At 61.6% G+C, this 14,479-nt stretch carries 9 protein-coding genes; 5 read left to right on the top strand and 4 right to left on the bottom strand.

The window, feature by feature from the left end:
• Position 1 precedes the first annotated feature (1 nt).
• From QMG46_RS13060 to QMG46_RS13045, 4 genes are all read left to right on the top strand, one after another.
• Positions 2–1,522 carry a CoA-acylating methylmalonate-semialdehyde dehydrogenase gene (locus QMG46_RS13060; RefSeq protein ID WP_281848264.1) on the top strand — a complete coding sequence of 507 codons (1,521 nt, stop codon included), beginning with the start codon at positions 2–4 and terminating at the stop codon, positions 1,520–1,522.
• A 306-nt stretch (positions 1,523–1,828) separates the two neighbouring features.
• Positions 1,829–2,686 carry an IclR family transcriptional regulator gene (locus QMG46_RS13055; RefSeq protein WP_281848263.1) on the top strand — a complete coding sequence of 286 codons (858 nt, stop codon included), beginning with the start codon at positions 1,829–1,831 and terminating at the stop codon, positions 2,684–2,686.
• 34 nt (positions 2,687–2,720) lie between these two features.
• A complete protein-coding gene (locus QMG46_RS13050; protein WP_281848262.1) occupies positions 2,721–3,665 on the top strand; it encodes a dihydrodipicolinate synthase family protein in 945 nt (314 codons plus the stop codon).
• 185 nt (positions 3,666–3,850) lie between these two features.
• Positions 3,851–5,227, top strand: a complete 1,377-nt coding sequence (locus QMG46_RS13045) for an MFS transporter (protein WP_281848261.1) — start codon at positions 3,851–3,853, stop codon at positions 5,225–5,227.
• Between the two features lie 166 nt (positions 5,228–5,393).
• On the opposite strand, the gene QMG46_RS13040 is transcribed toward QMG46_RS13045, so the two are convergent.
• From QMG46_RS13040 to QMG46_RS13025, 4 genes are all read right to left on the bottom strand, one after another.
• Positions 5,394–7,664, bottom strand: a complete 2,271-nt coding sequence (locus QMG46_RS13040) for a TonB-dependent receptor (RefSeq protein WP_281848260.1) — start codon at positions 7,662–7,664, stop codon at positions 5,394–5,396.
• Between the two features lie 123 nt (positions 7,665–7,787).
• Positions 7,788–8,150, bottom strand: coding sequence for a DUF2946 domain-containing protein (locus QMG46_RS13035; RefSeq protein WP_281848259.1), 363 nt, complete (start codon positions 8,148–8,150; stop codon positions 7,788–7,790).
• A 90-nt stretch (positions 8,151–8,240) separates the two neighbouring features.
• Complete coding sequence (locus QMG46_RS13030; protein ID WP_281848258.1) at positions 8,241–9,953, bottom strand: lipase family alpha/beta hydrolase; 1,713 nt, start codon at positions 9,951–9,953, stop codon at positions 8,241–8,243.
• Between the two features lie 19 nt (positions 9,954–9,972).
• Positions 9,973–12,477: a membrane-bound PQQ-dependent dehydrogenase, glucose/quinate/shikimate family gene (locus tag QMG46_RS13025; RefSeq protein ID WP_281848257.1), complete on the bottom strand. Its 2,505-nt coding sequence runs from the start codon at positions 12,475–12,477 to the stop codon at positions 9,973–9,975.
• A 328-nt stretch (positions 12,478–12,805) separates the two neighbouring features.
• Here QMG46_RS13025 and QMG46_RS13020 point away from each other — a divergent pair, with 328 nt between their 5' ends.
• Positions 12,806–14,392: an MASE1 domain-containing protein gene (locus QMG46_RS13020; RefSeq protein WP_281848256.1), complete on the top strand. Its 1,587-nt coding sequence runs from the start codon at positions 12,806–12,808 to the stop codon at positions 14,390–14,392.
• The last annotated feature ends 87 nt before the right edge of the window (positions 14,393–14,479 follow it).

The following is a 14,479-nucleotide window of genomic DNA, read 5'->3' as shown; positions in this document are numbered from 1 at the left end:
GATGAACGCGCATTCCACAGCCACCGCGAACAACGCGGAGCTGGAGCATTACATCGGCGGCAAGCGTGTCGCCGGCACCTTGGGCCGCACCGCGCCCGTCTATCATCCCGCCACCGGCCACATCGACATGCAGGTGCCGCTGGCAACCGCCGCGGAAGTCGACCAGGCCGTGCAGGCCGCGTTAGCCGCCTTTCCCGCCTGGGCAGATACATCCGCACTACGACGCTCGCGCATCATGTTCCGCTACAAGGAATTGCTCGAGCAACATCGCGACGAACTGGCAGCGCTGATTACGCGTCAGCACGGCAAGATCTTTTCCGATGCACAGGGCGAAGTGACGCGCGGCATCGAAGTGGTGGAGTTCGCCTGCGGCATCACCAGCCATCTCAAGGGCGATCACTCCGATGCCGTCGGCGGCGGCATCGACAACTGGAATCTGCGCCAGCCATTGGGCGTAGTCGCTGGCATAACGCCCTTCAATTTCCCCGTAATGGTGCCGATGTGGATGTTCCCCGTCGCCCTCGCCTGCGGCAACACGTTCGTGTTGAAGCCGTCCGAACGCGACCCCGCGCCGTCGGTGCGCCTGGCGGAACTGCTGGCCGAGGCCGGGTTGCCGGCAGGTGTCTTCAATGTCGTGCATGGCGACAAGGTCGCAGTCGACGCCTTGATCGAGCATCCGGACGTCTCGGCGCTGTCATTTGTCGGATCGACACCGATTGCCGAATACATCCATACCGAAGCCAGCCGCCGTGGCAAGCGCGTGCAAGCCTTGGGTGGCGCCAAGAACCATCTGGTCGTGATGCCCGATGCGGATCTGGAGCAAGTCGTCGATGCGCTGGTCGGCGCCGCCTATGGTTCGGCCGGCGAACGCTGCATGGCGATTTCGGTGGCCGTGGCTGTCGGCGATATCGGCGACGAACTGGTGCCGTTGCTGCGCGAACGAGCCAAAACACTCTCCATCGGCGATGGCATGCGCAAGGACGTCGAGATGGGCCCTCTGGTGACCGCTGCCCATCGCAACAAGGTAGCCGGCTATATCGAAGCAGGCGTCGCGGAAGGTGCGCAGCTGGTAGTTGACGGCCGCGAGCACTCGGTAACGCATGGCGAGGGGTTTTTCCTGGGTGCGAGCTTGTTCGATCACGTCACGCCTGCGATGAAAATCTATCGTGAGGAGATCTTCGGGCCGGTGCTGGCCGTGGTGCGCGTCGCTGATCTGAAGTCGGCGGTGGAGCTGATCAATCGACACGAGTTCGGCAACGGCGCTGCCTGTTTCACGTCCGACGGTGCCACGGCACGTGCCTTTGGTCGTCAGGTGCATGCGGGCATGGTCGGCATCAACGTACCTATTCCTGTGCCGATGGCATGGCATTCGTTCGGCGGCTGGAAGCGTTCGCTGTTTGGCGATCATCATGCCTATGGCGATGAAGGTGTGCGGTTCTATACGCGCTACAAGAGCATCATGCAGCGGTGGCCGGATTCGATCGGCAAGGGTGCGGAATTTACGATGCCTGTGGCTAAGTAAGGGCGCTTCAAGAGCCCCCTCACCCCAAACCTCTCCCCGGCAAGCCAGGGGAGAGAGAGCAAAAGCGCGCAGTGTTGAAAGCTTGTCCCAGTGTGCCCCCTCTCCCCTTGCTTGCCGGGGGAGAGGGTTGGGGTGAGGGGGGCTTTTCACCGCGCCATCGCATGCGCCGCTGTTTTCCCCATGTAGCCAAACACAGCCACAAAGCACATTGCTGCGCCGCAACTTGATCGGCACAGCATGGGGGCAGATTCTAATTTCGAAATACGAAAACTTTTTCGCATTCCGAAGTTTACAGAAGAGGCGACCATGGTCAAGCCGATCGAGAAAGCACAGAACAGCAACGCCCCCACCCGCGTTGCCGGCACCGGTCTGGCTGCGCCTGACATGCGCAGCACGGTGCAGTCGCTGGCCAAGGGCTTTCGCGTCCTCGAAGCCTTCACCGCCGAGACGCCCGAGCTGACGATGAGCGAAGTCGGCTTGGCCGCCGGCCTCGATCCGGGCACCGCCCACCGCATGCTCGCCACCCTCGTGAGCCTCGGCTATGTGGTGAAGATTCCCGAGACCAAGCGTTTCCGTCTGACGCTGAAAGTGCTGGACCTCGGCTTCAATGCACTCGCCCACCAGGACATGCGCGCGATCGTGCGCCCCTACCTGCGCGACCTGGTCGGGCACTTGGGCGAAGCGGCAAGCTTCGCGGTACTGGAAGGGCCCGACGTGCTCTACATCGAACGCGTGCGCGCCGGCGCCATCCGCCTCGGTGTCGACATTCGCGTCGGCTCGACGCTTCCCGCGCATATCAGCGCGATCGGCCAGAGCATGCTGGCCTTTCTCTCCGAGCCGGACATGAAGCGCATCGTCATCGCCGACGCCAATCGCACGCATAGCTACCAGGACAAACGCAGCGTGGCCGATGTGATGCCAGCGCTGCGCAAGATCCGCAAGAAGGGCTACGCGCTGGCACCGTCCACCTTGACCGAAGGGCTGCGCATCATCGCTGTCCCGGTGCTCGATGTGGATGGGCACCCCGTCGGCGCGATCAGCGTGGCCGCACCGGCGGTGCGGGCCACCATCGAAGAATTCGAGACATCAGCGCTCGAACCCGTGCGCGCGGCGGCCAAGCAGATCGCCCGTGCACTGGAAGCAAGTGGCAGTACCAGTTTTTGAGTTTATTTCCTCCCCGAAACAACGGAGTCACATCATGAGTCAGGTTTACAAGGGCATCCTCCCTGCCCTGCAGGTTCCTTTCCAATCCGACCTGTCGATCGACGAGGCGGAACTGCGCCGCTTTGCGCAATGGCTGGTGTCGCATCAGGGCATCGGCGGCCTGGTGACCAATGGCCACACCGGCGAAGTATTCGCACTTACCGCCGAGCGGCGCGCACGCGTCACACGCATCGTCGCCGAAGAAGCCAAGGGCAAAGTGCCGGTGGTGTCGGGCGTGTGCTGCGAAGGCATTACCGAAGCGGTCGAGCATGCCAAGATGGCGCGCGATGCCGGCGCCAGCGCGATCCTGTTGATGCCGCCACACGGCTGGCTGCGCTTTGGCATGCAGCAGCCCGATAACGTGGTCGACTATTTCCGCGCCGTGGGCGAAGGCTCCGGGCTCGACATCATCGTGCACATCTATCCGGCCTGGACGCGCGCGTCGTACTCCTTCGAGACACTGGCCGCGCTGGCCAAGCTGCCGCATGTGAAGTGCATGAAGATCGGCACGCGCGATATGAACAAGTACGCCCGCGATATCCGCACCATTCGCGAGGCCGACCCGAGCGTCACCATCCTCACCTGCCACGACGAATACCTGCTGGCCTCGATGATCCAGGGTGTCGACGGCGCACTGGTCGGTTTTGCCTCGTTCATTCCGCAGAAGATCATCGACCTCTACGCCGCCGTGCAGGCGGGCGACCTGAAGACCGCGCAGGCGATCCAGGCACAGATCAATCCACTCAAGGATGTGGTCTACGGCGGCGGCGAGCCGACCGGCGATGCACATGCCCGCATGAAGGTGGCGATGTCGTTCGCCGGCATCCTGAAATCGGCCACCGTGCAGCCGCCGACACGTCTTCCGGAAGGTGCCGCGTTGCAGGCGATCGAAGCGGCGGTGAAAGGCGCCGGCTTCCTGAAGTCGCAGGCAGCGGCATGAAAGCCATCGGCGTGACGATTTTTCCGACCGCACACGCCGACGGCCCCTCAGACACTCGTTGAAGCTCCAAGGATACGGATGGCGTTGGCGCGCCATCCGCGTCCCAAGCCTAGCAAACGCTCAGACAGGCGCCAATGCGGCCGCTCGTGGCTGCCCGTGCCGGGATGGTTTTGGTGGAGATACGCATGACGATCAAAGAAAACGCGGACGTGGACCGCTCGGCCGCCGGGATCGTAGCCCGGTTGGAACGGCTGCCGGTATCGCGCCCGCTGGTATGGGCACGCATGGTGGTGGGCTCGGCAACGTTCTTCGACGGCTACACGACGCTCGCGATTGCCTATGCGATGCCGGTGCTCGCCAAGCTGTGGCAGCTGCCTCCGTCCAAAGTGGGATTGGTGATTTCTTCGGGCTATCTGGGGCAACTGATCGGCGCGCTGTTCTTCGGCTGGTTGGCCGAACGCATCGGACGCCTGCGCACGCTGACGATCACGGTCAGTATCTTCGCGATCATGAGCGTGGCCTGCATCTTTTCCTGGAATGCGACGTCGTTGATCGTGTTCCGTTTTATCCAGGGCATCGGTACCGGCGGTGAAGTGCCGGTGGCCAGCGCCTATGTCAACGAATTCGTCGGCGCACGCAGTCGCGGGCGTTTTTTCCTGCTCTACGAATTGCTGTTCCTGGTCGGCTTGGTATTTGCCGCGTTGATCGGCTATGAACTGGTGCCTCGGTTCGGCTGGCAGATGATGTTCTGGATCGGCGTGGTGCCGGTGGTATTAACCGTGCCGCTGCGCTTCTTCCTGCCGGAGTCACCGCGCTGGCTGCTCACGCATGGGCGCATTCCCGAAGCGGAAGATGTGATCTCCCGCCTAGAAAAAGACGTCACCGATCGCGGTATCGAGCTACCGCCACCGATACGCGCCACAGGCATCGTGGCATCGTTCGAACGTGGCTCCTGGCGTGATCTGTTTTCCGGCATCTACCGCAAACGCACCCTGACGCTTTGGGTGCTGTGGTTCTGTTCGTACCTGATCAATAACGGTCTGGCGACCTGGCTGCCGACGCTTTATCGCACCGTATTCAATATTCCGTTGCGAACGAGCCTGCTGTATGGGCTGATCATGACCACTGTGGCGGTTGTCGTCTCCTTTGTGTGCGCTATCTCGATCGACAAGGTGGGGCGGCGGCCCTGGTATATCGGTGCGTTCGGGCTGGCCGTCATTCCTCTGGGCGTGTTGTCGATCATCGGTGCCAGCACCGCCATCCAGGTGCTGGTATTCGCCACTTGCGCTTACGCGATCATCCAGACGATCACCTATTCGCTGTATCTGTATTCGGCCGAGCTTTATCCGACGCGCATGCGTGCGGTGGGGGCCGGTATCGGTAGTGCATGGCTGCGCGCGGGCTCGATGGCTGGACCGGCGTTGATCGGCTTTGTGGTGGCCGAGTCGGGGGTACATACGGTGTTTCTGAGTTTTGCCGTGGTGGCGATTGTCGGTGCCGTGACGTGCGCGCTATTTGCTACCGAGACCAAGGGGCGGGTATTGGAAGAGTTGTCGCCTTGAGGGGCTTAGAGCCCCCCTCACCCCAACCCTCTCCCCCGGCAGAGCCAGGGGAGAGGGAGCAAAAGCGCGCAGCGTTGAAAGCTTGCCCCAGAGTGCCCCCTCTCCCCTGGCTCTGCCGGGGGAGAGGGTTGGGGTAAGGGGCAACAAGAGGCGATGCGAAGCGAGCCTAAAGCTTCAACTCCATATCCGCCACATACGTCCGCTGCGGAAACGGGTGAAACAGAAAGTACTTCTCGTTGGTGAAGTTATCCACGCCAACCGATGCGGTCAGATGCTCGTTGATGCGGTACTGCACGCGCGCATCGAACACGGTAAAGCTGTCGAATGCACCAAACACATGCGGCGTGTTGTCGGTGTTATCGAGCGTTGAATACTGCTTTCCGCTGTAACGACCAGCCACGGTCAAGGCCCATGCATCATCCGGACGATAGGTTGCCACCGCCGTGGCACGCCAGCGCGGAACATTCGGCGCATGCTTGCCGGTCGACGTAGTACCGGTGGTGCTGGCAAAGCTGTCGTTGGAAAGAATGGTCGAGTCGACAAAGGTAACGCTACCGGACAACTCCAACCCATGGATCAACGCATCGCGCTGTTCGGCCACCAGCTCGACACCACGGTTGCGCACCTCGCCGACATTGGTGGTGAAGTTGACTGGAGCCGCTACATTCGGCAGAAATGCAGTCTGCGCGATCAAGGCATCCTTGGTGTTCTCCTGGAACAGCGACAACCGCAACAGCCCTTGCGACAGCCCATGTTCGATCGCCAGTTCGCCGCTCCGCACTTTTTCCGGCTTCAGATCGGGATTGGGCGAGGTAAACGTCGAGCCGGTCGACACCAGCTGATACAGCTCGCTCACCGTGGGAAAACGAATGGCGCGCGCCAGCGACCCGGTGATGCGCCAACTCGGATCCAGTTGCCATTGCAGCGTTGCCTTTGGCGAGAACCCGTCGCTCTTCTCGACTGGCTGCTGCACCGCCTTGCCGCCGCTGAAGTTGAAACCATCGCTGGCCTTCCACCACTCGTAGCGACCACCGACCGTCAACAACCATGCGGGCGCAAATTGCCAATTGTCGGCGATCCACACTGCTTGTGTGGTGGTCTTGCCGCTGCCCGCCGAGAACAGCGTCGTCGCGGTTGCGGCATCGTCACGATCGCTCAGGTTGCGCGTCGGATTGACCAGCTCGTAGCGATCGCCATGCGCGCCGAAGGAAACCTCTTGGCCTCCACCGTAACCTTGCGGGCGCCAATAACCTTTCAGGTCGACGGTCGACCAGTTGGTACCGCCGTAACTTGCAAGGCGTCCGTTCGTCGTCAGGTCGGTGCCACCGAGCACACCCGCGGGTGAAAGTTGCTGATCCTTCAGGAACGCATAGTGGGTTACGACCGCTTCGCCATCGAAGTTGCCGCGCGTGTCGCTCTTCAGCGAGAACGCCTGCATCAGGTGATGCGCGCTCAAGTCGTAGATATTGCTGGCAAAGCCTGCGGTGCGACCGAAGCTTGGCGCACCACTGGCGTCAGTCAGATACGTCTGCGCCTGCGACTGCCCGTGGTTGCTCCAGAAGCCGGCCATATAGGTTGCGCGCCACTGCGGCGTGATGTCATAGGTGAGTTTGCCGTTGAGATCGAGCATGCGCGTATGCAACAGGCCGCCCGCACCGAGCACGTTGGCGGTTTGCCCGAGTTTGTTTTTCGCTGCGATGGCGCCTTCCGTACCGGCAGGAAATCCGGCGCTGGTGATATACGACAACGGCTGGCTGAAGCTATTGAGTGCATTGGCCGAGAAAAACCAACCCAGGTCGCCGTAACGACCGCCCGCCGTGAGACTGGTCTGGCTGGTGGAAAAATGATCGTGCGTGCCGTAGAGATCGAAATCCTGCACGGCTTCGGTCTGCTTGATCGTGACCTCGGTTTTCTCCGGCATGCGCGTGACGATATGCATCACGCCCCCCATCGAATTGCCCGCATACTCGGCGGAAAACGGGCCGTACAGCATATCGATGCGTTCGATCGATTCGGGCGAAGCCATGCCCCAACGAGGCGCACCGATCGTGTTGTTGTTGGCGATCAAGGCGGAAATCGGAATGTCGTCGATATAGACCAGCGTACGCGCACTCGATCCCACGCCCCAGGTACGCGTCGCCAATACGGGCTGAGTATCACCGTAGTTGCGTTTGCGAATGAACACACTGGGCAGGTATTTGGCCGCGTCCTCGACATCGACCGCATTGACGGTGGCGGCAATGCGCGCCGCGGGCACACTGACCTGCACAGCCGGAAAATGCGGTTCGCCTTGCGGCGCCTTGGCGGTCACCTTCATGGCGCGCAGATCGGTGATCTGGGGATCGGGCGGCGCATCGGCCGCATGAGCCAGCCAGAGCGAGGCAGACAATAGCGATAACGGCAGCGCGACCAGGCGCCGGATATCAGGGGCATCCATCGTGTTTTTCCAATCGGTAATCTGCGCCGGCTACCTGGACGCAGGAACGCGACACCAGCGACGCTCATGTCGAGCGCCGCTCCAGGCATCATGAAAGACATACCGCCGAAGCGGCACGAATATTCAACCGATGGAAAAAACAGGTGGCCCGCGTGGCTCCGCGCTCAGGACGACCGCGCTATCGCTATGGATGGCCGGAACACGTATCGGCGCATCGGCACGCATCTGCGTGGCGATGACCGGGAGTCGAAACACAGTGGGCGTTACCGGCGAATGACACAGCAACGTGCAATAGCCGCAGGCGTCGCCGTGCTCGCCCATCGGCATGTCCGGCGTGCGGTGGCCGGCATGCGTGTGATCGGCCTGCGCCGCATGTTCGGGGCACAGCGCGTCCACACTCGTCATCGCATGGACGGCAACGAGGTACTGGGAAATGCCGGGAGCGAACGCGACCAAGGCCATGGCGGCAATAGCCAGCCAAGCCACACATCGTCGTTGGATCGCCCTGCGTGACATCGTTCTCAAGTGCCCCTTATGCACGTCGGCGGGATCATCCCACAAACCCTGGACCAGGGTTCAAGGTTTCTGTTGCGACAAAGCGTCACGCGGCGGATTTTCTCGATCGACCGGCTTCTCGTTCAGGATACCGATGACCTTGTCGATCGCTTCCGGGTTGTTATAAAGCTTATGTCCCCATGCCACGATCGTGGTCGATACGGCACCGGGGATGACCGCACTGCTCAACGGCACGATGCCATCGCCGCGCACGCTGGCACCCGGCAGATCACCGGCAATCGTGTAGTAACGGATACCCGGCGCCGGCATCAGGGACTGACTGGCATGACTGACCGGCTGGTTATCGCGCATCGTGCTTACGCTGCTCAGACCAGCCGATTGATAAACCGCCAGCAAGTTGCTTTGTACCGCCGTCGGATCGTTCTTGGCGATGCGCCGCAACGCATCCAGTTCAGGACCATGGGGGTTCAGCACCAGCACCGCGATGCGGCCGAGGAGACGTTGCGACACGGGACTACCCAGGTGTGGCGCGGCCAGGAATATCGCCTGCGTTACGCCCGGGTAGGGATGAAAAAAGAACAGGCGCTTGAGCATGTCCAGATCGTCCGCGCTCGCTTTGATTTTTTCCGGCGACACGGTAAACGCGGTACGCCATAAAAGATCGCCGCTGTCCGCACTGAGCAATCGAGCGATCACGCCGCCCATGCTGTGACCGACCAATACCATCTGCTGCCTGGCCGGATCGGCACCGGAAGGATCGAGCAGCTTCCAACCCTGATCGAGAAACTGCTGCACCCGCAATCGGCTTACCAGCAACGGCGCATCGGTTTGATAAACCACATGCCAGATCTGATAGCGCGCATGCAGTTCGGGGGTGCCCAGGACGCGGTTGGTCAGCTTGCCCCAGATCAGCGGACTGGCTCCCAGGCCGTGAATCATCACGATCGGCGTCTTGTGCGGGTCGTAATCCTCCAGCAGATAAAGCCCCTGCCGCAAACCGATCTCCTTGCCGCCGATCAGGTTCCATACGGCCAGGCGCTTGAGCTTGGATTGATCGAACAGATAGGCATAGGGCGCGGTGGTATCGCGCGCCAGCGGATAGGTCGTCGAGCCGATCACGATATCCGGGGCATGCTCTGGATCGGTGATATGCAGACGAGGCCGGTCCTGTGCATCGACATCGATCCACGCAGTCGCCGCGCGAGATACGCCTTCTGGCGGATAGAGCTTGCACAACGGTTTGTCGCTGCAACGCTGTGCCGCTACCACTAAAGGCACGCCCACGCCTGGCACCGTGTGGCGCACGCCGAAGCTTTCGGGAATCGTGACGCTATCGGCCGGCACCAGCTGCAACGGTCCATGCAGGCTCGCCGGCATCGCGTCGATCACGAGCGATATGGTGTCGTCGCCGAAACTCAAGTTACGCGAGGTCCAACCATCCGCATCGCGATCGAACACGTCGTCCACCAGACGCGTCGTGCACAGGCTGTACCAATGCAGGGCCTCACGCGCCTGCCCCGCATCGTTGGCAAGCGCGCGATAGCCGGCGGCGGCGCAACGCAACCAGGCACGCTGCGCGAATTCGGGGCGTTTTTGATGCGATGCATCCGTCGCCCAGCTACGTGCCTGGGCCAGCCAGTCGACCGCTTCGTGCTGAGGTGCACTAACAGACGGCGATGGCTTTACCGGCGCACAGGCGACCAATAACAACACCATGCAGACCATGACCACGGCCTGCCATGGCATCGCCTGCGCGCGCATTGCACCGCTCACCACCGAACCCGCCTTCTGCTCACGGTGCCGATTGGGCTGGCGCCGGTTGCGTCGTTCCCGACGATGGCAAGGCATAGGCGATCAACGAATCGCCCATCTTCGTGCCGAGCGAACCGTGACCACCGGCCATCAGCACGACGTACTGGCGCCCGGTCTTGTCCGATACGTAACTCATCGGTATCGCCTGGCCACCGGCCGGCAGGCGCACTTCCCACAGCTTGTTGCCGGTACGCAGGTCGTAGGCGCGGAAGTAGTAATCCAGGGTGGCGCTCATGAAAACCACCCCGCCACCTGTCGTGATGGCGCCACCAAGGCTGGGCACGCCCAGCGGCAAAGGGATCGGCAACGGCGCGTTGTCGATGACCGTGCCATTGCGATGCATCCACACCTTTTGCATGGTCTTCAGATCGACAGCGGCGACATAGCCCCACGGCGGCGCCTGGCAGGGAATACCCAGCGGCGACAGCAAGGGATGCAGATCGACCGCGAAAGGCGTACCGGTCATCGGCTGCAATCCCTGCTCGCTACCGGTGCCGCCCTTGGCATCGATCGTGTCGCGACGATGCAGCCTGGATACGAAGGCTACGTAATTGGGGTTGCCGACCAGCACCTGGCGCACCGGATCGACCGCGACGCCACCCCAATCGAACACGCCGTAGTTGCCTGGATAGATCAGCGACCCCTGCTCCGACGGTGGCGTAAAGATGCCGTCGTAGCGCAGCTGCTTGAACAGGATGCGACACATCAGCTGATCGAACGGATTGGTTCCCCACATGTCGCTCTCGCGCAGCCGCCGCTCCGGCTTGAACGACAACGCGGAGAAAGGCTGCGTCGGTGCACTGTAATCGCCTTCGGCGGCACCCTGCGGCACCGGTTGTTCGGGTGCGGGCACCACCAGCTTGCCGTCGCGTCGATCGATCACGTAGATGTCGGCGCGCTTGGTCGAAGCGATCACTACCGGCACCTTGCCTTGTGGCGTATCCAGATCCATCAGGTTGGGTTGTCCACCGACGTCCATGTCCCACAGATCATGGTGCACGGTCTGAAACACCCAACGCAGTTTGCCGGTGGCGATATCGAGCGCAACGATCGAGCTGTTGAATTTCTCGCCTTCCGGATAGCGATTGCCACCCCACATGTCCGGCGTCTGGTTGCCCATCGGGATGTACACCATGCCGAGTTTTTCATCGACGCTGGAGACGCTCCAGGAATTGGGCGAGTTGTGTTTATAGAACTGGCCTGGCGCCAGCGGCGCGGTTTCGTCGGGGTTGGCCGAATCCCAGTTCCACAACAAGCGGCCCGAGTCGATGTCGTAGCCGCGAATCACGCCGGAAGGCTCGTGCGTGGAGTCGTTGTCGGTCACGGCGGCCGACACGATCAGCACATGCTGCGTCACCACCGGCGGCGAGGTCGGATTGAGAAAGCCGCGTTGCGTCATCGACATGCCCTGATACAGGCCGATCACACCTTTGTCGCCGAAGTCGGTGCACAGCTGGCCGTTGTCGGCATTGATCGACACGATGGTCGCATCGGCGGTCGGCGCAAAGATGCGTCGCGGGCAGCTATCGAAATGGATCGCATCGGCAGGCACGGCGCCCCGGGTTGCCATCACCGGCTTGTCCGGTGCGCCGGATGCAGCGGGTTTTGTCGCCACACTGGCCGCGGTCGCCGGTGCGGCGGCGGCATAGCTGCCGGAGTCGTAGTAGGCAACGCCACGGCAGATCATGTGCTGGTAGGTCTTCGCGTCGCGATTAATCTTCGGATCGAACCGCCACAGCTCTTTGCCGGTGTCCGGGTCGAGCGCGATCACGATGTTATGCGCCGTGCAGATATACAGCTTGCCGTTCGCCTTGAGCGGAGTGACCTCGTTGGCGATCTCGAACGGGTCGGTCGGCCCCCTGAAGTCCCGGGTATGAAAGGTCCAGGCCTCTTTCAGCTGACCGACGTTCGCCGGCGTGATCTGGGCGGCAGGGGCATAACGCTGGCCAAGTCCCGAACGGCCATAGGCCACCCATTCGCCTGGCGGGACGCCCGAGCCGTCCGTCCCCAACGCCGCCATGTTGGCCTCCGGCACGCTGCCGGCCAGGGTGTGGTAGTCCGTGAAATAGCCCACCACACCGACCACCAGGCTCACGACCAGGGCCAGCCAGACCGGCCAGGTTCTCCTCTGCCCATGGGGATCGCCCACGACCAGACGCCGGCTGATCCAGGGCATCACCAGCCAGAGCCCCAGCACAAACCAGACCGCCATACGGGGCACCAGCTGCCACCAGTCGAAGCGCACCTCGAGGACCGACCAGATAGCCGTTCCCAGCAATATCAATGCGTAAAGCCATAAAGCTGCCCGACGAGCACCAATTAACAAATAGCCGTCGACGATTAAGGCCAGGCCGATAATCAGGTAATACCAGGAGCCGCCAAGGCTCACCAGCCAGCCTCCGCCCACGGCCAATACCAGACCCAGCACGATGAAAACCAGCCCCGTCACCCACAACCACGCCCCGGATCGTGATGTCTTAGCCATGGCTTTCTCGCTCTTTTGGGCCCGCGGCGCAGGTGCCACCAGGACGACCCATGGTTGTGGACCTTTCGTCACGATTTCGTGACGACGAACGTCAGATAAACCTATGAATTTCAGTCATATCGTCGCAGGATTTTGCTTTGCATCACATTCTGCTCAAGGAGGCTTCAGACTTTGCGCAAAAGGCCGATATGGCTGCTAACATCGCGAACCAAGAGCCTACTCGTCGGGGGATGAGCGGACGACGTCCAGGGCGTATTTTCCATCAACGCGTGGCCCGTAAACGGTGTGCCTCCAAGGGATGCCGTTTTCCAAATCAGGGAGTGCGGGAATGTTGAAAGCAAAGGGAATGCCTAATTGGCTGCAGCAGGCGGCCGTAGCCATAGGCTATGGAATTGTCGGTTATATCGCGCAGCAATTCGTCATTTCACATTTTCAGCCCTACGCGGGGTTGCGGCTCGTTTTACTCCTCGTATTGCCTTATCGATTCTGGCCTGCCCTGGCGGTGGGTGAACTCGCGTCGCTTGGCGCGGTGGCTATCGAGTGCGGGCCGCTGTATGGCTGGGGCTGGGCGGCGTTTCGCGCCTTCCCCACCGTTGTACTGGCCATGCCTATCATTCGGGCATTTCGTAATCGCTGGCCGCGGCTGGGCGACAAGGTCTCGGCCAACGTTGCTCCTCTGCTGGCCTGCGCGCTTTCCGTATCGGCCGTATGGGCGGCCTACAGCCTGGTGATCTTCTCCATGCTGCGTACGCCGGCCGGATACGTATCACCGCCCTACCATCTCTTGGCCGAACGTTATTTCCTCGGCCAGTGCGTGGGCATTATCACGCTGACGCCTCTGCTGTTGTGGCTCAATGAAGCGCGGCACAAATCGACCTGGCGCGAACTCTGGAACGAATTCGTTTCCAGCCGGCTGGCGTTGGAAAGCACCGTCATTCTTGTGCCGTCCCTGTTCTTTTTGACCTGGCTGGCAATCAAGGGCAGCGATGAGATTGCGCAAATCGCCCGCATGGCGATGTTCCTGCCTGTGGCGGCGCTCACTCTGCGCAATGGTTGGCGTGGCGCTGCTATCGGCAGCGCGCTGGCCAGCATCTGCGTCATTATCGCCATGCCTGCGGCCCGCGATCCGGGCACGGTAGCTGCGCAGGCGTTTATCGCCTTGACCAGCGGCATCTTGCTGTTGCTCGGTAGCCGCATCAGCGCGCTGCATTCGCGCGAGCAGCAGGAACGCATCGACGAGCGGCGCGCCATCCAGCTTGCACAGAGCAGCATCCTGCAAAGCGAACGGCGTCTGCATCAGGCAGCCGAAGCGCTGGAAGATATGCGCGACATCATGGCCGTGTCGCAAGACTACATATTCGATCGTTTCCAGCGCCTGTTATCGCCGGCTGAACAGCGCGGCTTCCGCCGGGATGCAGCGCAAACGCAACAGCAGCTCTATCAATTGGCCGGCGGACTTTCGCCGCGTCTTCAGCGCGAGCAAGACCTGCCGGTGACATTGAGCAATGGCACGCTGGCCCGTGCACTGGATGAAGCAGGCGTCGCCTATCGTTGCGACGTTCAAAATCGTGCGCCGGGTCAACTGGGGCCGGCATTGCCCATCGCGCTTTACCGCCTTGCATGCGAAGCGGCGCTGCACCTGTGTACGCAATATCACAGCAAACGCATCCATCTGCGCCTGCGCGTTGGCGTCACTGGCGAGCGGGTCTGGGCGCTGATGAGTATCGAAGGTGGCGAAGCCGCTAACGAGCCTTTCATTCGTGGCAGCATGCTGCAGCGCCACCTTGGCGCAAGCGGTATGGATCTCGAAGCATTACGCGGCCAGGCCAAAGTCTACGGTGGCAACGTAAGAATGCGATCCACCGAAGGCCGCCCGCGTATTACCCTGCTTCTCACAGAAGCTGAAGTTGCATAACGCGCCGAAGCCCGTTATGCAACTTCAACACTCCCACTTTCTGTACTGACACGCTCGCCCCATTCTCCATCCCCACTACTGTGGGGC

It is taken from the genome of Dyella sp. GSA-30, assembly GCF_027924605.1.
Lineage (GTDB): Bacteria > Pseudomonadota > Gammaproteobacteria > Xanthomonadales > Rhodanobacteraceae > GSA-30.
The sequence above is the reverse complement of the archived record's forward strand: the minus strand, read 5'-3'. Positions and strand labels throughout refer to the sequence as shown.

Coding starts and splice junctions, on each gene's coding strand:
- QMG46_RS13060 (WP_281848264.1), top strand. CDS start 2: ATGAACGCGCATTCCACAGCCACCGCGAACAACGCGGAGCTGGAGCAT.
- QMG46_RS13055 (WP_281848263.1), top strand. CDS start 1,829: ATGGTCAAGCCGATCGAGAAAGCACAGAACAGCAACGCCCCCACCCGC.
- QMG46_RS13050 (WP_281848262.1), top strand. CDS start 2,721: ATGAGTCAGGTTTACAAGGGCATCCTCCCTGCCCTGCAGGTTCCTTTC.
- QMG46_RS13045 (WP_281848261.1), top strand. CDS start 3,851: ATGACGATCAAAGAAAACGCGGACGTGGACCGCTCGGCCGCCGGGATC.
- QMG46_RS13040 (WP_281848260.1), bottom strand. CDS start 7,664: ATGGATGCCCCTGATATCCGGCGCCTGGTCGCGCTGCCGTTATCGCTA.
- QMG46_RS13025 (WP_281848257.1), bottom strand. CDS start 12,477: ATGGCTAAGACATCACGATCCGGGGCGTGGTTGTGGGTGACGGGGCTG.
- QMG46_RS13020 (WP_281848256.1), top strand. CDS start 12,806: ATGTTGAAAGCAAAGGGAATGCCTAATTGGCTGCAGCAGGCGGCCGTA.